Origin of the sequence: Burkholderia sp. 4NA327C6, assembly GCF_005502655.1 — a bacterium.
GTDB lineage: Bacteria > Pseudomonadota > Gammaproteobacteria > Burkholderiales > Burkholderiaceae > Burkholderia > Burkholderia contaminans.
Map to the genome: position 1 here is coordinate 196209 of NZ_SCNZ01000005.1, position 21402 is coordinate 217610.

20 protein-coding genes are annotated in these 21402 nt (G+C 67.3%); all 20 read right to left on the reverse strand.

The window, feature by feature from the left end:
- Positions 1 to 63: 63 nt before the first annotated feature.
- The 20 genes from FFS49_RS07460 to FFS49_RS07555 all read right to left on the reverse strand — a co-directional run bounded on the left by FFS49_RS07460 (position 64) and on the right by FFS49_RS07555 (position 20408).
- A complete protein-coding gene (locus FFS49_RS07460) occupies positions 64 to 1959 on the reverse strand; it encodes a protease modulator HflK (protein WP_105817104.1) in 1896 nt (631 codons plus the stop codon).
- A gap of 278 nt (positions 1960 to 2237) precedes the next feature.
- Positions 2238 to 3212: a hypothetical protein gene (locus FFS49_RS07465; protein ID WP_089464041.1), complete on the reverse strand. Its 975-nt coding sequence runs from the start codon at positions 3210 to 3212 to the stop codon at positions 2238 to 2240.
- Complete coding sequence (locus tag FFS49_RS07470; RefSeq protein WP_046546963.1) at positions 3209 to 3727, reverse strand: (2Fe-2S)-binding protein; 519 nt, start codon at positions 3725 to 3727, stop codon at positions 3209 to 3211. The genes FFS49_RS07465 and FFS49_RS07470 overlap by 4 nt, the downstream gene beginning before the upstream one ends.
- Positions 3724 to 6459, reverse strand: a complete 2736-nt coding sequence (locus FFS49_RS07475; protein ID WP_105817105.1) for a molybdopterin cofactor-binding domain-containing protein — start codon at positions 6457 to 6459, stop codon at positions 3724 to 3726. The genes FFS49_RS07470 and FFS49_RS07475 overlap by 4 nt, the downstream gene beginning before the upstream one ends.
- A gap of 332 nt (positions 6460 to 6791) precedes the next feature.
- Positions 6792 to 7112, reverse strand: coding sequence for a hypothetical protein (locus FFS49_RS07480; protein WP_137909727.1), 321 nt, complete (start codon positions 7110 to 7112; stop codon positions 6792 to 6794).
- Positions 7113 to 7410: 298 nt separating this feature from the next.
- Complete coding sequence (locus FFS49_RS07485) at positions 7411 to 8391, reverse strand: type II secretion system F family protein (RefSeq protein WP_105817106.1); 981 nt, start codon at positions 8389 to 8391, stop codon at positions 7411 to 7413.
- A 36-nt stretch (positions 8392 to 8427) separates the two neighbouring features.
- Positions 8428 to 9405: a type II secretion system F family protein gene (locus tag FFS49_RS07490; RefSeq protein WP_071335936.1), complete on the reverse strand. Its 978-nt coding sequence runs from the start codon at positions 9403 to 9405 to the stop codon at positions 8428 to 8430.
- Between the two features lie 33 nt (positions 9406 to 9438).
- Complete coding sequence (locus FFS49_RS07495) at positions 9439 to 10806, reverse strand: CpaF family protein (RefSeq protein WP_046546967.1); 1368 nt, start codon at positions 10804 to 10806, stop codon at positions 9439 to 9441.
- 18 nt (positions 10807 to 10824) lie between these two features.
- Positions 10825 to 12033, reverse strand: coding sequence for an AAA family ATPase (locus FFS49_RS07500; protein WP_137909728.1), 1209 nt, complete (start codon positions 12031 to 12033; stop codon positions 10825 to 10827).
- A 22-nt stretch (positions 12034 to 12055) separates the two neighbouring features.
- A complete protein-coding gene (locus tag FFS49_RS07505) occupies positions 12056 to 12499 on the reverse strand; it encodes a TadE family protein (protein ID WP_071335933.1) in 444 nt (147 codons plus the stop codon).
- A complete protein-coding gene (locus FFS49_RS07510) occupies positions 12496 to 13029 on the reverse strand; it encodes a TadE/TadG family type IV pilus assembly protein (protein WP_105817108.1) in 534 nt (177 codons plus the stop codon). The genes FFS49_RS07505 and FFS49_RS07510 overlap by 4 nt, the downstream gene beginning before the upstream one ends.
- Positions 13030 to 13041: 12 nt before the next feature.
- Positions 13042 to 14313 carry a TadE/TadG family type IV pilus assembly protein gene (locus FFS49_RS07515; protein ID WP_105817109.1) on the reverse strand — a complete coding sequence of 424 codons (1272 nt, stop codon included), beginning with the start codon at positions 14311 to 14313 and terminating at the stop codon, positions 13042 to 13044.
- Positions 14314 to 14338: 25 nt separating this feature from the next.
- On the reverse strand, positions 14339 to 14641 hold the full coding sequence (locus FFS49_RS07520; protein ID WP_046546972.1) for a hypothetical protein: 303 nt from the start codon (positions 14639 to 14641) through the stop codon (positions 14339 to 14341).
- A 20-nt stretch (positions 14642 to 14661) separates the two neighbouring features.
- Positions 14662 to 16599, reverse strand: a complete 1938-nt coding sequence (locus FFS49_RS07525; RefSeq protein WP_105817110.1) for a pilus assembly protein N-terminal domain-containing protein — start codon at positions 16597 to 16599, stop codon at positions 14662 to 14664.
- Positions 16600 to 16698: 99 nt separating this feature from the next.
- Positions 16699 to 17538, reverse strand: coding sequence for a Flp pilus assembly protein CpaB (cpaB, locus tag FFS49_RS07530; RefSeq protein WP_071335929.1), 840 nt, complete (start codon positions 17536 to 17538; stop codon positions 16699 to 16701).
- A gap of 35 nt (positions 17539 to 17573) precedes the next feature.
- Positions 17574 to 18974 (reverse strand): ATPase, encoded by a 1401-nt coding sequence (locus tag FFS49_RS07535; RefSeq protein WP_071336313.1) that lies wholly within the window; start codon positions 18972 to 18974, stop codon positions 17574 to 17576.
- A 32-nt stretch (positions 18975 to 19006) separates the two neighbouring features.
- The gene (locus FFS49_RS07540; RefSeq protein WP_071335928.1) at positions 19007 to 19546 is read right to left on the reverse strand and encodes a prepilin peptidase; all 540 of its coding nucleotides are present in this window, start codon (positions 19544 to 19546) and stop codon (positions 19007 to 19009) included.
- 45 nt (positions 19547 to 19591) lie between these two features.
- Positions 19592 to 19798 carry a Flp family type IVb pilin gene (locus FFS49_RS07545; protein ID WP_071335927.1) on the reverse strand — a complete coding sequence of 69 codons (207 nt, stop codon included), beginning with the start codon at positions 19796 to 19798 and terminating at the stop codon, positions 19592 to 19594.
- Positions 19799 to 19884: 86 nt separating this feature from the next.
- Positions 19885 to 20076, reverse strand: a complete 192-nt coding sequence (locus FFS49_RS07550; RefSeq protein ID WP_071335926.1) for a Flp family type IVb pilin — start codon at positions 20074 to 20076, stop codon at positions 19885 to 19887.
- A gap of 140 nt (positions 20077 to 20216) precedes the next feature.
- Positions 20217 to 20408, reverse strand: coding sequence for a Flp family type IVb pilin (locus FFS49_RS07555; RefSeq protein ID WP_105817111.1), 192 nt, complete (start codon positions 20406 to 20408; stop codon positions 20217 to 20219).
- Between the last annotated feature and the right edge of the window lie 994 nt (positions 20409 to 21402).

Consider the following 21402-nt stretch of genomic DNA (forward strand, 5'->3'; position numbering starts at 1 on the left):
TGCGGTGCGGCGGCACGGCTTGCCGCCGTGTTGCGCCGCCCGCACGGATGACGCCGCGACATGTCAATGGATGCCGGCCAGATCGCCGGCAGGAGTATTGCGAAGATCGACGGTCGCCCGCGTGCCGTCGGCAAGCCGGTCGTCGATGATCGTCATGCGCGCATTGCGCAGGCCGCGTTGCAGCCGGTCGAGGTAATACTCGAACGGAAACGCGGGGCCGCCGAGCCGGTACGCGACCAGGTCGGCGTCGAAATCGATCTGCTGCACACGCGCCGACGACACCGTGTCGCCGGCCTGCGCTTCGGCGTGCGCGACCCGTTCGAGCGCCTGCTGCTGCGCATTGCCGAGCAGGCCGGCCGCGAAGCCGCGTGCCTGCGCGACACTGCCCTGCGCGCGGATCTGCGCGGCCTGCACGTCGTGGAAGGCGGCCGCCGCACCGGTCGGCGGATGCACGCTCTCGATCACGACCGCGATCACGTCGACGCCGCTTTGCAACCGGTCGAGCTGCTGCTGGATCGCGTGCTTCAACTGATCGGCCATCGCGGCCTGATTGGTTTCGAGCAGCGATTCGAGCGTATGCGACGCGAGGTAATGCACGAGTTCGCGATTGGCGCTCGTACGGACCGTGCTTTCCGGGTCGATCGTGCGATAGAGCGCCGCGCGCGCGTCGGCATCGGTCAGGCCGAGCCGGTAGTCGACCCGCACGTCCGCGTTGACGATCTGGAAGTTCTGGCGGTCGCCGTTCGCGCCCGCGATCACCTGGGTGGTTTCCCATGGATGCGGCACATCCCACAAGCGGTCGAGGCGTTCGGGCGTCGGGCCGTCGGCCGGCACGGGCGTCGTATCGGCGCTGCCGTCGTTCGCACTGCCCGCGATCGCGACCTGGTGCACCGCGCCGTTGTCGACGATGCGCGCGCGCCCGAACGGCCAGGGCAAACCGACGTGCAGCCCCGGCTGCCAGACCGCGACCGGCGCGCCGAAGCGCTCATAGACCGCGCGCTGCTCCGGGTTCAGCACGACGACGGCGGTGAGCAGCCATGCGCACGCAACGGTGGCCGCAAGCGCGCCGGGCAGCAACCGTACGAAGCTGCGCCAGCCCCAGCTCTGCCGCAGGTCGATGCCGTAACGATGGCGCAGTTCCGCGCCGAGCGACGCGAACGGCGACGGGCGCCGGCTCAGCAGCCCGGCGATCGCGCTGGTCGGCACGACGGCACCGCGCGGCACCGCAAACCACGACAGCACGCCGCGCAAGGCCAGTTCGGCGGCGACGGCCGCATTGAGCAGCGCGGCCGCCTGCACGAGCCTGTCGGCCGTGCGGTGCCGGAACGCGAACCACGCGGCGGCCAGCACACCCGCGAGCGCGGTGACGAGCGCCACGCGCAGCACCCGCGTGAGTGACGCGGACACCGCCGAACGACTGGCGGCCGCCGCATGATGGCGTTCGGCGACGAGTGTCAGAAAGGCGAGGACGATGCATGCGGCGCCGGCCGCAAGCGTGGGTTCGGGCGCTGCCATCGCGCGAACCAGCAACGCGGGAGACGGCGGCTGCCACGCGAGCGCGGCAAGCGCGACGGAGAGCACCCCGCCTCCGGCAACGGCCCACGGCCGCCAGTCGATCGCGGCGGCGATCGCCGGCCACGGGTTGGCGTCGTGTTCCGGCTCGTGCTTGCGGCTGAATGCATCGCGCAGCCAGTCGCCGAGCAGCGTGGCGGCCGATATGTCGGGAGGATGGCGGCGTGCGCGGCCGGCGAGCAGCACGCCGATCGCGACGACGAGTACGTTGCACCAGGCGCTGGCAAGCGGCGCGCACCAGCGCAGGTCGGCGGGCAGGAAGTCGACCGCGCCCAGCGCGCCGAGCGTGGCGACCAGCAACGCGGCGGCGCCTGCGACCGGCGCGACTGCGTCGCGGCCGGCCGGGTTGCCGGGAATGTCGTCGTTGCCTTCCGCCTGTTGCCCCATCGGGGATTCCTTACGTACGCGTTACAGGATGCGCAGGAGTCCGTGCGGAATGCTGCGAGCGGCAATGTAGCGCGGCGGATGATGAAACTCAAGGCATCGATGCGATTGGCTCGGCGGATGAGACAGTCGTGTGGGTGGAACCTTTCCGACACATTACGCGCAACGTGCGCAGCCGATATCCGGCGCGGCGCATCGTCCGGGATTCAGATGAGATGCCGGCCCGCGGCCGACTCGATCGCCAGCATGCGGGCATGCGGAGGGGGCCGCTCGTCGGCCCCCTACTTCGCCGCCTGCGCCGCCGGCGTGAACGAGCACTTCGGATCGTTCTTGCCCCGCGCCGAACAGCACTCGAGCAGGTCGCTCACCGACTTCACGTTGGCCGCGTTCCATTCGTCGCGGCTGCGGTTGTTGTCGATCGGCATCCAGTGCGTCAGCGGATAACTGCTCGCCAGCTGGTTGCTGCCTTTCGGCGGCGGCAGCAACCCGGCGGCGAGCGGCACGTAGATCTTGCAACTGTTCTGGTCGCCGATCCGGTGGCAGCCGATGCAGGTGTTGCCGGGCGTGCTGATCGCGTGCGACGTCCATGACGCGAAGTCGGCACCGAGATTGACGTACTTGCCCCACGGATCGGTCGGCACGCGGTTCCACACCTGCCCGATCCACGGGCTGTACATGACCGGGCTCGCGTCGTGGCACGACACGCAGCGCTTCGTCGCGGTCGCAGCCGGCTTCCACCAGAACTCCGCGGCCGACGGCCGACCGGGCGGCGGTGTCTTCTCGTTCGGCGGCGGCACGCGCGACGCGTCCATGCCGCCCGTGCCACCCTTGTCCGCATGAAACCAGCAGGTCTTGCCGTTGCGCACGTGGTGCAGCACGATGTCGACTTCGTCGTAATACGGGCTGCGGTTCTCGCGGATCTGCTTGCGGCGGCAAAACGCCGAGATCTGCGTGTCGCCGTGAGACAGGTCGAGGATCTTCGAGTAAGGCGTGCATTGCCCGGAGGTCGGCGCGTCGTACGGCAATAGCGCCGGGCGATCGCAGGTCATGTGTGCCGTGTACCGCGCGGGCACGCTGCCGTTGACGGTAATCGGCACGTCCGTACCGCTGTTGCAGTCGAACGCGGGAATCTCGCCGATTTCGTCGGTGCACTGCTGCGCGTACTCGTGCAGGGAGGCATCGGCGCCTTCCGCGGCAAACGAGGCGGGCGCGGCCAGCAGCATCGCCAGCGCCGCGATGCAGGTCCTGATCGTCATGCCGCCTCCTTCGTGTAGCGCATCGCCACCTTGCGAATGGCCTCGATGTATTTGACGTAGCCGGTGCAACGGCACACGTTGCCGCCCACCCACGTCTCGATCATCGCGTCCAGTTCGGCGGCATGCACCGGCTGCGCGCGCAGATGATCGAGCATCGCGGTCGCGGCCATCAGGAATCCCGACGCGCAATATCCGCACTGGAATGCAAACGATTCGAGAAAACTCTGCTGCAGCGGCGACAGCGTGCCGCCCTGCGCGAGCCCCTCGATCGTGTACACGTGCATGCCGGCCATCGCGCTGACCGGCGTCGAGCACGACAGCGTCTTTTCCATCGGCGCATCGGGCGTGTTGCGCACGCCGACCGTGCACGCTCGGCACACGCCGATGCCGCAGCACAGCTTCGTGCCCGTCAGGTCCTGTCGTTCGTGCAGGAAGTCGATGAGGTTCATGTCGGCGTCGGCGGCGGCTGCCTCGACGGGCTGGCCATTCACGACCATGCGGACCGGATCGCTCATTGCAGTGCCTCCCGAATCTTGTCCGGCGTCACCGGCGTGACCCTGAACCGTTTCCCCGTCGCCATCGCCAGCGCATTGAGCAGCGCCGGCGCAATCGGGCACATCACCGCTTCCGCGATGCCGCGCGCGTTCGCGGGGTCGTTGCCGGGCGGCGGCAGCGCGATCAGTTCCTGTTCGGGAATGTCGGGCAGGCGCGTCACCTCGTAGCGGTCGAGGTTCCATCTGCCGCCGCCCGGCCCGTCGGGGCCGAGCGGACACGTCTCGGTCAGCACGTTGCCGATCCCCATCGCGACCGCGCCCTGCGACTGTCCTTCGACGAGCTCCGGCGACAGCTGCCGTCCGACGCTCACCGCCGACACCACGCGCTCGACCTTCACGCGCCCGTTCGCCGGATCGACGGACACGCCGACGAGCGACGCCGATGGCGCATAGGTCGTGCGCCCGTAAAGGCTCGTGTCGACCGGCGGCGCCTGCAGCGTGCGGTACAACGGCGTCAGGAAGTAGGGATCGAGGCCGACCGCCACATAGTCGTAGTCGATTTGCGCACTGCCCGACGCGAACGGATAGGTGCCCTTCCAGAAGTAGCCGGCATAGCTCGCATGCACGGCCGCCACCGTCTGCAGGCCCAGCTTCGTGATGGTGCCGAGCAGCGCCGGCCACGAAATCGGCGCGAGGCCGTTCGCGACGAGCGCACCATTGGCCCAGCGCACGTCCTCGGCCCGCACGGGCACGCCCCACCACGCACGGGCAGCCGGCAGCACGCTTTGCAGGAACAAGGCCTGTGCCGCCCCCTTCACCGCGTGATACTGGTGAAAGGCACCAAGACAGGCGCTCGACGAACCGTACGTGTAGCGCACCGTCTTCGGGTTGGCCGACGGGTTGCTCGAACGCGTGAGCCCGAGCGCATTGAACGGGCCGATCTCGCTCATGGCGATGGTCTGCGCGTTCTGCCCGAGAAATTCGGCCGGTGCGAGACCCAGCGTCGTGGCCGCGCCGTTACCCATGTCGGTGTACGGCGTGACCACGCGCAGCCGGCTGTCGGGCAGGATCTGCACCATCCCGAACATACCGTCTCCGGAGGTGCCGTATGCCTCGTTCGCCATCGCGAGTCCAACGCCGTAGCGGAGATGGCGCGCACTGCGTTCCGCGCGGGTGCGCTCGCGTTCGCGCCACAACGGGTGCTGTTCGAGCCGGTCGAGCAGCGCGTCGAGCTGCAGGTCGAACAGGATCGGCGCACCCGTGATCGCGCGCCCCTTGCCGAGCCCGGGCGTGCTGCCGAGAAAATTGGCGCGACGGATCGCGAACGGCGAGAGCCCGAGCCGGCGCGCGGCCTCGTCCATCAGCGTCTCGACCGCCATGAACGCCTGCGGGCCGCCGAAGCCGCGCTGCGATCCGCCGAACACTTCCCGCGTGTAAGTCGAGGCCGCCTGCGCGCGTGCACGCGGAATCTCGTAGCAGCTCATCGCGCTCAGCGCGGCGAGCTGCGCGACGTACGGCGACAGGTTCTTCTTGCCGCCGCCGTTCATCAGGAAATCGCACGTGATCGCTTCGAGCTTGCCGCGCCGGTTGAACCACAGCGATTCGGAGAACTGCGTTTCGCAGCGCTTCAACCCGACCTGGAACTGCTCGTAGCGCGACTGCTGCCAGCGTAGCGCGCCCTTCGCGAACGGCGCCGCGAGCGCGAGATAGAGCGGGAAATAGGACTTGTCGCGCCCGCCGAAGCCACCGCCCGGATAGCACGCGATGACGTGTGCCTCCTTGACCGAGACGTCGCTACCCTGGAACAGCCCGAGCGCGCCGGTCGCATCGTCGTTCGCCGACTGCGTGCCGAGCACGAGGCTCATTTTCGCGGCGGACGGGTCGTACCATGCGAGCCCGGCTTCGGGCTCCATGAACATCGGGTCCATCGCCGGGGTCTCGAATCCTTCGTTGCCGGTCGCGCGCACGCCGATCCACGCGCCTGCGGCCGCGTTGCGGGCAATCGTCGCGTCGATGTTGGCGACCGCCTCCTCGCGTTCCTTCAGGTATTCGGCGGTCGGCTTGCCGTTGCTGTCGGCCTGGTATTTGTCGACGTAGTTGAAGCCGCGTTCGTCGTCGCGCACGTAGATGGTCACGGGGGAAAACGGAACGGCCTGCGCGGCCGTCGGGCGCTTGACCGGCGCGCCGTAACGGATCACGCCGCGGTTGAAATCGAGCAGCTTCTTCGCGCGACGATAGACGTCGAAGTTCTCGAAGACCAGCAGCGCGGCCGGTTGTCCATAGCAATCCGCCGCGTGGCCGGTGCGCGCGAGCCAGTAGATGTCCTGGTTCGCGATCGGATCGGCCTCGGGTGCCAGCGGAATCCGTCGCGCACTCAGCAACGCGTTGTCGACGACGGCGATCGGCCGCAATTCGGCCGGCAGCACCCCGAGGTCGTAGCCTTCGTACACGGCGTCGACCCGATCGCACCGCAACGCATAGAGCCAGTTCTCCTGCTGCGGCCAGCCGATGAAGTCGCGCGACTTGAAGTCGCGTGCGTAGATCTTCTGGCCCGTGACCTTCGGGATGCCGTCGATCCGCCAGCGCGCCTTGCCGGGCACCGGCGCCCAGCCCGGCCCGGCCGCGTCGTCGTCCGCCTGCCCGGCCGCGCCGAGCGCCAGCGCCGGCAAATGGGTGATCGAGATCGCGACGAGCGCGCCGCTCCCGGCCAGCTTCAGAAACGTCCGGCGTGTCACAGGCACATCGATGGCCATGCTGGGTCCCTCGTTCGAATAGTCGTGCCGGCACCGCCGACGCGCGACACGCCACCGGCCGTGTGCGGGCCGCTTCGCGTGTGCTTCGTCGTGCGGGATGTCGGTGCGGAAACGGTCTTGCGGACGCGCTCGCGCGTCGGCGCTCAGGAATCGGGGGGAAGCGGACCAGGGAACGTGCGCGGCGGATTCGCGCGCGCGCCGCGGGCTCGCGGATGCCTGCTGGATGAAGCGTCAGGCCGCCTGCTTGCCATTGCTTGCTTGTTCATGTTTCCCCCGGCCTTGATCGTGCGTGACTGGCCTGTTTTCCGTATTGTCGGGCAGTCTCTTGATTTTCAAGTGCTCTTCTTCGGCATTTCCGGCACGTGTAACGTTTGCGTCGTAAGTGCCGTGATGCACGCATGATTTTGAATAATGTAGAAATTCGGGCCGGGTATTTCAAGGAGATTTTCAGCTGGCGCGCATGGCGCCGGCGTGCGGGCGATGCCCCATCGCGCAGCGCCGGTCGGGCCCTGCCCGACGGCGCGGCTCGAGTGACGACACGCATTGCGCGAATCGCTTTCTTGAGCGCTGTTTTCCCGCGGTGCGCAAAAAAAGAACGAGAAGCAATTGCAATGGATAACGAAGTAAACAATCCCGCGGATCGTTGCCGTCATTCAATATCAGGCAATGTATTGCCGTGCCGTTGCATTCAAGCGCACAACGCGATGCCGGCAAACTTCGCCGGCATTCAGGTTAGCAGTAGGGGGCCACCCGCGCGGGCGGTGGACTACGGCTTGATCCATGGCCGACCATGGGTCCAGGATGCCTTGACGCCGCTATGGTCAACCTGTCTCGCGGCGCCGCCTGGGGAGGGAGCCTCCATGAAGCCTGTTACCGTGCCGGCCGCCCGGGGGTGGCCGGCCGGCACGCAAAACCTCGATCGACGAAACCGGCGCGACGCCGGCGCGCCGCTCACTGCCCGATGCCCACGAACGTCGGCAGCAGCACGCGATAGACGTGGATCATCGCCGGCCCGAGCAGCACCACCATCAACGCGGGGAAAATGCAGAAGATCAGCGGGAACAGCAGCTTCAGCGCGATCTTCGCGGCCCGCTCTTCCGCGCGCATCCGCCGCCGCGTGCGCAGCATGTCGGACAGCACGCGCAGCGATTCGCTGATGCTCGTGCCGAAGCGATCGGCCTGGATCAGCATCGCGCAGAACGATTCGATGTCCTCCACACCGGTACGCAGCGCGAGATTGCGCAGCGCCGTTTCCTTCGTGAAGCCGGAGCGCATCTCGAGCAGCAGCAGGTCGAGTTCGCTCGCGACCACCTCGCTGCTGAACCGCAGCTCCTCGCTCACCTTCATCAGCGCCGCATCGAGCCCGAGCCCCGCTTCGACGCATACGGTCAGCAGGTCGAGCGCGTCCGGGAAATCCTCGAAGATCTTCTGCTGGCGCACCTTGACCCGCTGCGACAGCACGATGTTCGGAATGTAGTAGCCGATCCCGGCGAGCGCGACGAGGATCGCCGACAGGATCGCGCGTTCGTCGCCGAGCGACGTCGGGAGCAGCACCAGCAGCACCGCGCACGGCAGCCCGAGCGCGAGCGCCGTCTTCGCGGTGAAGTACAGCGCGGCCGCGCTCTGGTTGCGCCAGCCGGCATTCATGAGCCGGATGCGCAGCGGCGAATTCTCCCAGCCCTCCTTCGGCACCGACAGCTTCGAGATCGGCGTGGACAGCTCGACCAGCTTCGCGACCCAGCGCGACGCCAGGTCGTCGCCGTCTCCCGTGCCCGCCGCGCCCGTCGCGCCCGCCCCGGCCCCGCCCGCCTGCTGGAGCCGGCGCTGGATGCTACGCGGTGCGAACAGCAGCATCGCGACGAGCACGCCGCCGGCCACGAAGATGAACAAGCCGCCCAGCATCACGGCCTGGACCACGCTCAGATTTTGCATGACAGCCTCGCAATGGTTCGTTATACGGCTCGCGCGTCAGACGCGAATGCGGACGATACGGCGGATCCAGAACAGCCCGAACAACATCGACACCAACATCCCGCCGACCATCCTGATCCCCGCCGGATCCTCCCACAGCACGGACAGAAATTCGCGGTTCAGCAGCGCCATCACCGCGGCCGTGCCGAACGGCAGCAGCCCGAGAATCCATGCCGACAGGCGGCCTTCGGCCGACAGCACGCGCACCTTGTCGAACAGCTTGAAGCGCTCGCGGATCAGCGCGGAGATACAGTCGAGCAGCTCGGCCAGGTTGCCGCCCGTCTCACGCTGGATCAGCACCGCGATCACGAAGTAGCGCAGGTCCTGCACCGGCACGCGCGTCGCGAGGTTCATCAGCGCATCGTGCAGCGACACGCCGTAGTTCACTTCGTCGAACGTGATGCGGAACTCGCCGCCCATCGGATCGGGAAACTCGTCGCCGACCATCCCGAGCGTGCTCGTGAACGAATGACCGGAACGCAGCGCGCGCGAGATCATGTCGCAGATGTCCGGCAACTGCCGCTCGAGCTTGCGCATCCGCTTCCCGCGGCAGCGCATCACGTACATCATCGGCAGGCATCCGGCGAACACCGCGACCGGCAGCGCCGCGAGCTGCGGCAACGTCGCGACGCTCAGCGCAAACCAGGCGAACGCCGCGAACACCGCGCTGAGCACGATCAGCTTCGGCAGCGTCCAGTCGAGGCCCGACTGCTGGATCACGAGATCGAGCCGGTGCACGCGCGGCACGCGCAGCAGCAGCCGGTCGAACGGCTTCGATTCGTCGAGCATCCGCTTCTTCAGGATCGACAGCCGTTCCTGCTGGACGTTGCCGCCCGCCGACATCGAGCGGATGCGCGCCTCGATCCGGCGCGCGGCCGTACCGTGCCGCGCGTTCCACCATTGATAACCCCCTTCGATCGCGAGTACGACCGCGACGAAGGTGAGAATCACAAAACCATAAAAGATCGTGTTCATGAAGCCTCCCCGGTAGCGAACGGCGCCCTGTCGTCAGTTCGTCTCGTACCGCTGAGACGGGTCGTACAGCGAATCCGGCAGGTTGATGCCGAATGCCTGCAGCCGCTCGGCGAACTTCGGCCGCACGCCCGTCGCGCAGAAGTGGCCGCGTACCGTGCCGTCGCGGTCCACGCCCGTGCGCTTGAACGTGAAGATCTCCTGCATGTTGATGATGTCGCCTTCCATCCCGGTGAGTTCCTGGATGCTGACGATCTTGCGCCTGCCGTCGGTCAGCCGCGCGGCCTGCACGACCACCGAGATCGCCGACGCGATCTGCTGGCGCATCGTCTTCGGCGGCAGCGTCAGGCCGGAGACGCTGATCATGTTCTCGAGCCGCGTCAGCGCGTCGCGCGGGGTGTTCGCGTGGATCGTCGCGAGCGAGCCTTCGTGGCCGGTGTTCATCGCGTTGAGCATGTCGAGCGCTTCGGCGCCGCGCACTTCGCCGAGGATGATCCGGTCCGGGCGCATCCGCAGCGCGTTGCGCACCAGCGTGCGCTGCGTGATCTCGCCCTTGCCCTCGATGTTCGGCGGGCGGGTTTCGAGCCGCAGCACGTGCGGCTGCTGCAGTTGCAGCTCGGCGGCATCCTCGATCGTCACGATCCGCTCGTTGCGCGGAATGTAGCCGGACAGGATGTTGAGCAACGTCGTCTTGCCGCTGCCGGTGCCGCCCGACACCAGCACGTTCACCTTCGCGCGCGACAGCGCGTCGAGCAGCTCGGCCATCGGCGGCGTCAGGCTGTGGTAACGCACGAGGTCGTCCATCTTCAGCGGGTTGACCGCGAAACGCCGGATCGACATCAGCGGCCCGTCGATCGCGGACGGCGGGATGATCGCGTTCACGCGCGAGCCGTCGGGCAGCCGCGCATCGACCATCGGGCTCGATTCGTCGATGCGGCGCCCGACGCGCGACACGATCTTCTCGATCACCTTCATCAGGTGCGCGTCGTCGTAGAACGTCACGTCGGTCAGTTCGAGCTGGCCGAAGCGCTCGACATAGACCTGCCGGTACGTGTTCACGAGGATGTCGGAAATGGTCGGATCGCGCAGCAGCGCTTCGAGCGGGCCGAAGCCGAACATCTCGTCGTACACGTCGATCGCGAGCTGCCGCCGCTCGATGTCGTTCGCCGGCAGCCGCTCCTCGTCGAGGATGCGCGTGATCAGCAGGCCAATCTCCATGCGGACCGATTCCTGCGGCATCCGCGACAGGCGCTCGAGCTCGACGCGTTCGAGCACGGCCAGGTGGATTTCACGGCGCAGTTTCTGGTATGCGTCGCGCACCGACGAATGCGCCGGGCCGGCCGGTTCGCTGCCTGCCGCCAGCGGCTGGGCCCGCTGCAAGGACATCTGTTCGCGCAATGACATGATGGTTCCCCGAAAGATTTACATGGACTTGAGCTTCGGCGTGGCCTTGCGGCCGAACAGCCGGGACATCAGCGGTTCGCTGTGCGTCGCGTCGTGCCCCGCGCGCACCGCCCCTTCGACGAGTTGCTTCGCATACCCTTGCACCGCACGGACGACCCCCGTGCCGCGCGCGACCCGCGACACCGGATGGCCCTGGTTGATCGCTTCGAGCACGGTATCGGCGTCGTCGGGAATCGTGCAGGCCGCCTTCAGGCCGAGCACTTCCTCGAGCGCGGTGCGGGTCCGGTCGCTCGTGCGCGTCGCACGGTTCAGGACGAGCCGCATCTGGTCGGTCGAGTAGCCGAGCGACACGAGAATCTCCAGCAGCCGGCGGCCGGCGCGCACGTGCGGCATCGTGGGCTGAAGCACGAGCTGGATCTGGTCGCTGCGATCCAGCGCGACCATCGACAGCGGATTGATGCAGACGCCGACGTCGAAGATCACGAAGTCGTAGCGCGGCGCGGCGACGCCCAGGATCCATTCGAGCGCGTCCTCGCGCATCTCGGCGGCCTTGACCGGGTCGCCCGCGCCCGCGAGCACGTGGAAGTTCTCCGTCACGTGCGCGACGCTCGCGTCGAGGAACGCGCTGTCGAGCCGTTCGATCTGCGCGCACAGCTGCGGCAGCGTCGACGGCGGAGTCTCGTCGCTGACGAGGAACGCCGCGTCGGCGAACTGCTGGTTCAGGTCGATCAGCAGCACGCGCCGCTTGAAGCCTTCGGCGATCTCGAACGCGAGGTTGCTGGCCGCGAAGCTCGTGCCGGCCCCACCCTTGCACGACATGAACGACACGATCCGCGTATCGTCGGTGTCGCGCCGCGTGCTTTGCGCGGCCGCCCGTTCGAGCGCGTTGCCGAGCGCCTGCGGATCGAGCGGCCATTGCAGCACGTCGCGCGTGCCCGCACGCATCGCGTCGAGCAGCATGTGCGGCGACGTGTCCGCCGTCACGAGGATGCAGGTCAGGCCCGCGTGCGCGCGGCAGATGCGCTCGATCGCCGACAGCTCGGACGGTTCGAGCGACGTGCCGTCGACCAGCAGGATGTCGAACGCGTCGAGCCCGTCGGTGCGATGTTCGATCTGCGACGGCCGGCCGGTCGCACGCGTCGCGCGATAGCGTCCGCAGTCGGCGACGAGGCGCGCGATCTGCGAGAGTCGCGCGGTGTCGTCGGAAGCTACGAGGATGTTGATCATGTCGTGTGCCTCGCCTGTTCGTTCAGTTGCAGTTGGCGCCGCCGGTCGCGGAAGTCAGGCTCTCGCGCGGCAGTGTCGTCGCGAACGGCGGCATTCTCACCGTGACGTTCACGAACGGGATCATCGTCTTGACCGTGACGTTCGTGACGCTGACGGTCACGAACGCACACGAATTCACGTCACAACTGGCGGGTGAGTAGTTCACCGACACGTTCGCGTTCGACAGCAGCGGCAACAGCGATCTCACCCGCTTCACGACGCCGGCCGCATTCACGTCGCAGACCACCGCCGTGCGCGCGCCCAGGCGCACGGCTTCGCTCGCGGTGCTCCAGTAGAACAGCACGCGGCCGAATTCGAAGATGCCGATCAGCAGCATGATCAGCACCGACGCGATCAGCGCGAACTCGACGATCGCGGCGCCGCGTTGGGCACGCCGGCGCGACGGGGGGGCATGGCGCGCGTTCATGACACTTGCCTCATCACGGTGACGATGTTGTTGAAGGTGATCGACGGCAGCCCCGGGAACGCGGGGATCGGCTGGTACTTGTAGCCCTTGATCTTCACTTCGACGACGTTGATCGCGCCCGTCGCCGTGCCGCCTGACGCGTTGTTGTTCGCATCGTAGGTCGGCAGGTTCGCGAACTGCGACGGGTCGGACTGGTCGCTGCAGCCGGTCGTGCGCTGCGCGTCGCAGATCGTCACCATCGACGTCGTGAGCCCCGGCACCAGCTCGGTGCCGGAAGCCCCGCACGTCGTGCTGCCGTAGACGACGAGGCACTGTGCCGCCGACACCGGATACGCGCTGTCGGTCGGCAACCAGACCGACAGGTAGCGCGCCGCGTCGCGCGTCGCCTTGGTCAGCGTCTCGAACTGGTAGATCGCGCGGCCGAACTCGGCCACGCCGGTGGCGAGCATGATCATCGGCATCAGCACGAGCGCGAACTCGACGGCGACGGCGCCACGGGTGCGCGAACGGCGAATCGGAGGCTTTTTCATGATCGTCTCCCGCTATTGAACGAGCATCGGAACCTGGGTCCCGGACGCGCTGCCGCTGCCGGGCAAGCCGTGCGTCGCGCACGGGTTGTTGCCGGAGACCGACGAGCCGAGGTATTCGAGGTGCGCGACGATCGCGCCGCTGCCTGCGCTGAACGGAAGCGGATCGAGCATCAGCACGCAATCCCACTGCGTGACGTGCACCTTGCCGCTGTTCCCCTTCAGCGTCGAACAGTCGCCCTCCGGGGCGAGCGCGACGCGGCGGTCGCCACCGAAGGTCTGGTAGTTGCTCGCCGTGGCCGTGCCGTTGGTCGAGATCCCGCTGCCCGAAGGCGGCGCGCCGTCGCCCTGGTAGGCCTTGAAGGTCGTGCGATCGGTAACGAACTGCGTGTAGGCATCGCCCTTGATACCGGCCGTTCCCGGGGGCCCGTAGTTCGGCCCGACGTAGGCGTAGCCGGTGAAATCAGGCTGGCCGCTCGACCCGTTCGCGCCATTCGTATAGATACCGAAGCGCGTATTCCAGGCGCGCAGCGACGCCGACTTCAGGCCCGTGGTGCTGAGGTCCGGCGGGCTCGTGATGTTGCAGGTGTTGCCCGACAGCTCGCTCGCGAGGGTGGGTTCGTTCGTCGAGCCGTCGAGCGCCGCCCAGCCGAAGTTGCCGGGCCCGTAGGTCGACGACGACCCGGACGGCGACGAGATCCAGTCGCCGACCTTGTACGCCGGCGAGCCCGTCGTGCGGCAAACGAACACCGGAATCGCACAGGTCGTCTGCCCGCCGCCGACGGTTGCGATCGCGCTGGCCGACACTTCCGCCGCGTTCGCGAGCTTCGTGCCCGGCAGCACGTTCAGCACCTCGATGAACCAGTGCGCGATGTTGCTCAGCGTCGCGGTGCACTGCACGTACTTGATGTTCGCCGGCGTCGTCACCGCGTTCTTCGCCAGGAACGGATTGGTCAGCGAATCGCTGAACGTGACGTTCGCGTTCGTCGACATCTGCACCGACTTGTTCTGGAAAAACACGAAGTTCAGGTGGCCGGCGGCGATGCCGTCCGCCTCGGCCACCGACAGGCTGATGGCCGAAGTCAGGTCACGCGCAGCCGACAGCGCGCAGGCATCGGCGCTGTTCTGCAGTTCGCTGCGCGTGACGTACAGCTTGCCGAGATCCAGCGCGAGACCGACGAACCCGATCATCACCGCCAGTGCGAGACCGACGATGATCGCGACGGCACCGCGCTGGCGATGCAGGCTGCGACGCATGACTTTCGGATGGCGAGCTGCGCTGTTCATGGCGTTCTCCCTGAGCGTGCCGTCGTTACTGGGTGGCCTTGCCGATGCCGATCACGAACGCATTGGCGGGCGGCACGGTTTGCTTGAACGACTTGTCGTAGTTGTCGAGCGCGGCCGCGGCGGCGGCGCCGTCGACCCCCGGCGCCGACACCGAGGCCGCGTGCTCGGCGGCATGCGGGTCGATGATCTGGGCCTGGGTCACGGCGCGGACCGAATCGCCGAAGCGGGTGTCCCACACCGGGGTCGACGACATGCAGCCGGCAAGCGCGAACGCGAGCGGTGCGGCGAGCGCCACGCGGCGCACGATGACGAGGTAGGCGGATTTCATGAGCGTCCCCTTGGATGGCTTCAACGATCGGTGGATTCGGGTGCCGCGCTCACGCGCACGACCTGCTGCGCATGGGCCGCCGCCGGTGTCCGGCGCTTCGGCTGCGCCGCCGGCTGGGCCGGCGTGTCGGGGCCGGCCGCCGCGAGGCGCGCGGCGGCGGCTTCGATACGCGCAATGCGGGCCGCGCTGGCGGTATCGTGCTGCGATACGGCGGCCGCCGCGGGTGCAGGCGTCTTCTGCGGCTCGGCCGGCGCCGGCGGCTGCGCGTCCACGCCCTGCGGCGCGCGCGGTGCGGGCAGCGCGGCAGCCGGGCCGGCGGGCGCGTCCGATTGCGGTGCCGGTGCCGGTGCGGGGGCCGGTGCCTGGGCCGGGGTCTGTGGTGCGGCTGCCGCGCCGTTCGCCGGTTGCGCACCATGCTTGCGGAGGCCACCGCGGCCTTCCATGTTGCCCGTCGCATACACGTCGATTTCGTTCGGCTTCGTGAAGCTGTCGGTCGGCAGCGGCACGTCGGCGGTCTGCAGCGGCTTCACCAGGTGCGGCGTGATCACGAAGATCAGTTCGGTGCGGTCCTGCTGGAACGATGTACTGCGGAGCAGCGCGCCGAGCACCGGAATTTCGCCGACACCCGGGAGCGCCTTCAGCGCACCGGTCCCGTTGTCCTTGATCAGCCCGCCGATCGCGAACGTTTCGCCGTCGCCCATCTGCACCGTCGTCGATGCGCGCCGCGTCGTGATCAGCGGCAGGATCGACGTGCCGCCGATGTTGGACGCGCTCAGCGTGACGCCCGTCTGCGACAGCTCCGACACTTCCGGCGCGACCTTCAGGCTGATCCGGCCATTACCCAGCACGGTCGGCGTGAACTTCAGCGCGACGCCGAATTCCTCTTCCTGCAGCGTGATCGACGAGACGCCGTTGCTGCCGCTCTGCGGGATCGGGATGAAGATCTTGCCGCCCGCGAGGAACGTCGCTTCCTGGCCGCTGATCGTCACGAGATTCGGCTCCGCGAGGATCTTGACGAGGTTGTCGGTGTTCTGCGCGTCGGCCGCGAGGTTGAACGGCTTGTTGTTCGCCTTGCTGAAAGCGATCCCGGTCGCGACGCCCGCGAGCAGGTTGCTGACCAGCGCACCGCTCCACGAACCGAACCCGCCCTGGATGTTGAGCGCGCTGCCCATCTGGTTGATCAGCGTCTTCGACACCTCGGCCACCTTCACCTCGAGCATCACCTGCTGCGGCGACGTGACGTTCAGCATGTTGAGCACGCCGCCGCCCGCCTTGCCGCCGCCGGCCGGATCGCCCGCGCTGTCGCCGTACGCACGGGCGATCTGCACGGCCTGCTGCGCGGCCATCGAGCTCGACACGGTGCCGGCCAGCACGATCGTGCCGGCGGCGGTCGACACATGGATGTCGCGCTCGCCCGGCATCAGCTGCGTCAGCGACGCCTGCAGGCCGCCGGCATCCGCGCCGACCGCGACGTCGATCACGCGGCAAGCGCCGCTCTTGCCCTGCACGATCATGTTGGTCGTGCCGACCGCGAGCCCGAGGATGTACAGCGTCTGCGGCGACACCATCGTCGCCTGCGCGACGGCCGGATTGCCGATCGTCCGGTTGCGGACCGGCTCCGGCATCGGCACCAGCAGCGACTTGCCGAGCGGCACGCTGACGCTGGTCGATTCGCGCACCGCGCCGACGCAGTTCGGCCCGCGCAGCGGCCCCGCCGCTGCGGCGGGCGCGGCGGCCGCCACCGGCGCCATGCTGATCGTCATCTGCATCGGCCCCTTGCCGACCGCGGCCGGCGCGCTGGCGCCGCCCTTGGTCAGCACGGCCGACTCGACGCCTTCCTGCGCGAGTGCGCCATAAACGGTCAGCCATCCCGAACAGAGGATCGCGGCCATCATCGTGCCCCGTGCGACGCGTGTCTGCCGCGGGCCGGTACCTGTGCATTGCGGTTTGATCTTCATTTCGTCTGATCCCCCGAGAGACCGGCGCCGTGCCGGTTATCGACTTCCAGGGCCGCCGCGCGTTGCCGGCGGCCGTTTATGTGACTTCAATGAACTGGTTCAGAAACACTCGACGCTGCCCTTCACGCCCGTCAGCACGCCGACGCAGTCGCGCCGCACTTCCGGCGCCGCGTGCGATGCGACGTGCACGCGTACCGTCTTCACACGGACCGGTGCCGGCGCTGCTTCGGGTGCGGGCTCCTTGCCGAGCAGCGTCAGCTTGGTCGCCCCGTCGGTGTTCAGCGTCTTCTGGTCGACCTGGTTGCGCAGCACGAGCGACAGCGTGCCGACGCTGCGTGCGAGGTCGAGCCGTTCGGCCTGGTCGGGCGTGACTTCCAGCGTCACCGCGTTGACCACCTTCGGCGCCGTGTCGTCGCGGCTCACTTGCTGCGCGACGGCGAGCACGAGGATGTGCTCGAGCACGATCTTCGAGATGCTCTGCCCGTCGGTCTTGCCCTGTTGTTCCTGCGTGTTGACGATCACGTCGACGTAGTTGCCCGGCAGCGCGAAGCCCGCGACGCCGACCACGTCGTTCACGCGCACCGTGATCGCGCGGCTGCCGTCGGCGATGACCGCGGACAGCCCGCCCTTCGTGCCGACCGGCGCGAGCTTCGACTCGATCACCGGCTCGCCGCGTGCGAGGCTGGTGCGCACGACGCGCCCTTCGAGCGCCTTCGTGTCGGTGAACGCGCCGGTGGGCACGCTGCCCGCCGGCCAGCTGACCAGGTGGATCTGGTTCGGCCCGAGCGGCTCGCCCAGGTTCAGATCGGTGTTGGCCACCGCGACTGACGTGACCGAGCTCGTGGATGTCTGCACCAGCCAGTGGGACGCGAACACGACCGCGGCAAGACCCGCGACCATCGCGACGACCAGCATCATGACCGCTCGACTGTTTTTCATGGCAATGCTCCTCGACGAATCGTGAAAGAAACGGCTCAACCGGTAATGAACGTACGGCCACCGCGCTCGACGGGCGGCGGATGGCTGCCGTCACGTTCGGGTGCCGCGCCGAAATAGCTCGCCCACGCGTCGTACAGTGCGTCGTGCGTCACCTCGGGCGGATCGCCGCGATAACGCGCGCCGGCGGCCACGAGACGCAGCAGGTCCGCCGGGAAACAGGCAAGAAACGCCTTGCCGGTCGGCAGGTGCAGCCGATGCAGCAGGAAGTCGAATGCATCGCTCGCCGATACGAGTCCGAGCGATTCGCAGGCCGCGTTGTACACCTGGCGGTAGTCGTCGATCGACATCGCGCCGACGTGAAGCTTCGAGCCGAGGCGGCGCAGGAACGCGTCGTCGCAGAACTGCTCCGGCGCCAGGTTGCTCGAAAACACCGGCCAGACATCGAACGGCATCACGAAGCGATTGCCGGATTCGAGCGTCAGGAAATCGACGCCGCGATCGAGCGGGCGCAGCCAGCGGTTGAGCAGGTCGCGCGGCTCGACACGCTGGCGGCCGAGATCGTCGACGACGTACATGCCCATGTTCGCTTTCATGTGCGGGGGCGCCTGGTAGAAACCGGCCGCCTCGTCGCGGCGCAGGTCGAGCTCGTCGAGCGTCAGTTCACCGCCCGACATCACGACCGGCCGTTTGCACAGGCGCCAGCGGCGATCGACCGACTGGCCGCCGGCGTGCACTTGCGCGTCGACATGGACGAGCGGGTCGTACATCTGGATCACTTCGCCCGCCGCGCAAATCGCGTGCGGCACCGGCACACGGCCGTGCATCAGCGAGCCGAGCCGCTCGGCGAGGAAGGTCTTGCCGCTGCCGGCCGGGCCGTAGATCAGCAGCGGACGGCCCGCGTTCAGCGCGGCAGCCGCTGCATCGAGCACCGACGTATCGATCACGATCCCTTCGAACGCCGCCCACACATCGTTCTGGCTGATATGCAGCTTGCGTACCGAATGCGCGTTCAGGCACGCGATATAGGCGTCGAGCGTCACCGGCGCGGGCCCGCTGTAGCCGCTGCGCGCGCGCTCCTCCAGCGCGAGCACCCGGCCCGCGTCGGTCAGGCGGAACGTGACGTCGAGATCCGTCGCGCCGCGATGGGTGAGCTCGACGAGACGCTCGCGCACCAGGAACGCGAAGACGTCGTCGAGCACCGCGAGCGGCAGGCAGTGTCGCTCGACCAGGTCGCCGTACGACGGGCGGCCGAGCATCAGCGTCGACTTCAGCACGAGGCCGGCAACGAACGTCATGCTCAACCCGGTTTCCTCGAGCGAGCGCGGCGCCGTCGGCAACTGCGCGCCCGGCTTCGTATGCGCTTCCCGCGACGGCAACGGATCGGGCAGCCGTGCCACCTGTGCGTCGCGTCTCGGTTCGGTGTGGTTCGTGTTCATGATCGTTGCGTCCTCGTGGCGGATGCGTCGCGCTATGCGCACGACACGAACAGCATGCCCAGCGTGCCGGCCGCGATCGCCACGCCGTACGGCAGCGTGCCGACCGAAGCGATTTCGACGGGGCCGCCGGCGGCCTCGGCGCTCGCGCCTGGCGAGCGTCGCGCAATCAGCGCGCGCACGTTCGCCCACATCTGGCGCATCCGCCCGCGCAGCAGCGCGTAGGCGATGGCGCCGATCCCGCCGGCCAGGAAGGTGGCCAGCACGATGTAAAACGTCATTTCCGCGCCGACCCAGGCGCCGATCGCGAGCATCAGCTTCACGTCGCCGGCCGCCATGCCGCGCAACAGGTAGAACGGCAGCAGCAGTCCGAAGCCGGTCGCGGCGCCGGCGAGCCATCCGAGCGCGCCTGCCACGACACCGTGCAACAGGCACTGGGCAACCAGCGCGCCGGTCAGGCCGAGCAGCACGAGGCGGTTCGGAATCCGGCGGGCCGCGATGTCCGTGCTGGCCGCGGCGACCGCGAGCAGCGTCACGCACAACGGAACCGGGTAAGGCGGCGCAACGGGGAGCATGGCGAACCTCGCAGTCGAATCGGTGGAACCTGTGGAATCGGTGGGTCAGGAAACCATGGCCAGCGCGGTGGCCACGGCGGCCGTGACGGCCGTTGCGATCACCTCGTACGTACCGGCAAGCGAGCCTTTGAACGTGACGACGCTGCCCAGCACCGCGACGGAAAACATCGCCGCGAGAAACGCATACTCGATCGACGTCACACCCTGCTCGTCGCCGATCCGGCGGCATACGGCACGTACCCTGGCTTGCATGATGGTTTCCGGTTCCCGGTTGGTTGATCGGATGACCGAGGACGGCTCGCGCGCTGCACCGGCCGAGCCGCCCACGGCACGATCCATCAGAGGCCTGCCACCGCCGAATCCAGGTCGGCCGCGATCGTGCTGAACACGGTCTTGAGGTCCTTCCCGATGGTCGACAGCGCGAGGATGATGCCGACTGCGATCAGTGCGGCGATCAGGCCGTATTCGATGGCGGTGACACCGTCTTCGTCACGAACGAAACGGCTGGCGTGTTGAATGAACTTGGACATGATGATCTCCTTGCGTGGTGAATTTCATGGCCCTCGCGTGCCGGCTGGTCGGATGACCGTGCATCGATACGTCGAGGAATGTCGTTAATGCCGTGTGGTGCAGACAAACGAGTGGAATGATTCGCTTGCCGTACCATCCATCAGAAGCCCGCTACTATCGAGTCCAGATCCGAAGCAACCGTACTGAACACGCTCTTCAGATCCGTACCGATCGTCGTCAACGCAACGACGATGCCGATCGCGATCAGTGCGGCGATCAGGCCATATTCGATGGCCGTCACACCGCCCTCGTCCTCGATGGACCACGCGATCTTTTCGATGATTCTTGACATGGACATTCTCCTTTCGGACTACTATGAAATTCCCTTCGTCGGTCAGGACGTCGGGGTGGGCACCACCGGCACTACTCGAAAAATCGGAACGGGACGCTCAGCTGCGCGAGCGGGGATATACACCCCTGTCCGTGCGAACGGGAATCAGTGACGCAGAGAGCGAGAGAGGCGCGTACGGCGCGACCGGCCGGATGAACCGGGCAATCAGGTCGACCTGAACGGCACGGCTGCCGTTCGACGCATGGAATCCAGTTGAACGGGAAACGAATTCCCGGCAATACTGCAGTGTGTCTTTAACGCGGTTTGCGAACCGTGATGTGCTGTGGTCTTTCATTTTTGTTCCCCATATACGGCCATGCCGATTTTTTATTGCCCTGACGATACCGGGTCTCATGGGTCACTCGACGAATCCTTCGGGGGTTGATCGACCTGGAGCTGCATGTTCCCCGATGCGCTCCGGCCCTCGTTCCCGCAGGTGATTTCGACGCGGGTTCCGTCTGTCTTTCGCCGGAACCGCCCGGTCGTCACCTCGTCGACTGCCGTGCCAACGCTTACGCAAAGAGCAGGCCATGCCGGACGAAATCCCGGCGTATCAAGGGTTCCGGCGATGCAGACGTTCCCCGGCATGTGGCCCGATGGGCGAAATGTTTCAAAATTGATATATCCGCCCGCGCCGGCGTTGCAAGCCTGAACGCCGGCCGCCGCGCCGTGCAAAAGGATCCAATATTTTTTCTCGGGACTTTCCCGAACGCCCGAAGCCGCCCGCGCCTGCCCCGATTGACGCGGTGCGGAACCGGTCAAAATGACGGAATGTTTCAAGGCGGAAACACGGAAACCCGCGGCACGGATTTCTCATACCTGAAAATGCGGTTTTCACGAGCGTATTCGACCAGACTGAATCCCGGCTTTCAGCTGGCGGTTTGCAATGCGCGATTTTTTCTTCAACAATGAACTCACCGGATAACGCGATTTCAGAGCGATGCAATCCGGGGGC

Coding starts and splice junctions, on each gene's coding strand:
- FFS49_RS07535 (WP_071336313.1), bottom strand. CDS start 18,974: ATGAACACGAACCACACCGAACCGAGACGCGACGCACAGGTGGCACGG.
- FFS49_RS07525 (WP_105817110.1), bottom strand. CDS start 16,599: ATGAAGATCAAACCGCAATGCACAGGTACCGGCCCGCGGCAGACACGC.
- cpaB (WP_071335929.1), bottom strand. CDS start 17,538: ATGAAAAACAGTCGAGCGGTCATGATGCTGGTCGTCGCGATGGTCGCG.
- FFS49_RS07505 (WP_071335933.1), bottom strand. CDS start 12,499: ATGAACGCGCGCCATGCCCCCCCGTCGCGCCGGCGTGCCCAACGCGGC.
- FFS49_RS07510 (WP_105817108.1), bottom strand. CDS start 13,029: ATGAAAAAGCCTCCGATTCGCCGTTCGCGCACCCGTGGCGCCGTCGCC.
- FFS49_RS07465 (WP_089464041.1), bottom strand. CDS start 3,212: ATGACGATCAGGACCTGCATCGCGGCGCTGGCGATGCTGCTGGCCGCG.
- FFS49_RS07490 (WP_071335936.1), bottom strand. CDS start 9,405: ATGAACACGATCTTTTATGGTTTTGTGATTCTCACCTTCGTCGCGGTC.
- FFS49_RS07555 (WP_105817111.1), bottom strand. CDS start 20,408: ATGTCAAGAATCATCGAAAAGATCGCGTGGTCCATCGAGGACGAGGGC.
- FFS49_RS07540 (WP_071335928.1), bottom strand. CDS start 19,546: ATGCTCCCCGTTGCGCCGCCTTACCCGGTTCCGTTGTGCGTGACGCTG.
- FFS49_RS07495 (WP_046546967.1), bottom strand. CDS start 10,806: ATGTCATTGCGCGAACAGATGTCCTTGCAGCGGGCCCAGCCGCTGGCG.
- FFS49_RS07475 (WP_105817105.1), bottom strand. CDS start 6,459: ATGGCCATCGATGTGCCTGTGACACGCCGGACGTTTCTGAAGCTGGCC.
- FFS49_RS07500 (WP_137909728.1), bottom strand. CDS start 12,033: ATGATCAACATCCTCGTAGCTTCCGACGACACCGCGCGACTCTCGCAG.
- FFS49_RS07520 (WP_046546972.1), bottom strand. CDS start 14,641: ATGAAATCCGCCTACCTCGTCATCGTGCGCCGCGTGGCGCTCGCCGCA.
- FFS49_RS07485 (WP_105817106.1), bottom strand. CDS start 8,391: ATGCAAAATCTGAGCGTGGTCCAGGCCGTGATGCTGGGCGGCTTGTTC.
- FFS49_RS07515 (WP_105817109.1), bottom strand. CDS start 14,313: ATGAACAGCGCAGCTCGCCATCCGAAAGTCATGCGTCGCAGCCTGCAT.
- FFS49_RS07545 (WP_071335927.1), bottom strand. CDS start 19,798: ATGCAAGCCAGGGTACGTGCCGTATGCCGCCGGATCGGCGACGAGCAG.
- FFS49_RS07460 (WP_105817104.1), bottom strand. CDS start 1,959: ATGGGGCAACAGGCGGAAGGCAACGACGACATTCCCGGCAACCCGGCC.
- FFS49_RS07550 (WP_071335926.1), bottom strand. CDS start 20,076: ATGTCCAAGTTCATTCAACACGCCAGCCGTTTCGTTCGTGACGAAGAC.
- FFS49_RS07480 (WP_137909727.1), bottom strand. CDS start 7,112: ATGACGGCAACGATCCGCGGGATTGTTTACTTCGTTATCCATTGCAAT.
- FFS49_RS07470 (WP_046546963.1), bottom strand. CDS start 3,727: ATGAGCGATCCGGTCCGCATGGTCGTGAATGGCCAGCCCGTCGAGGCA.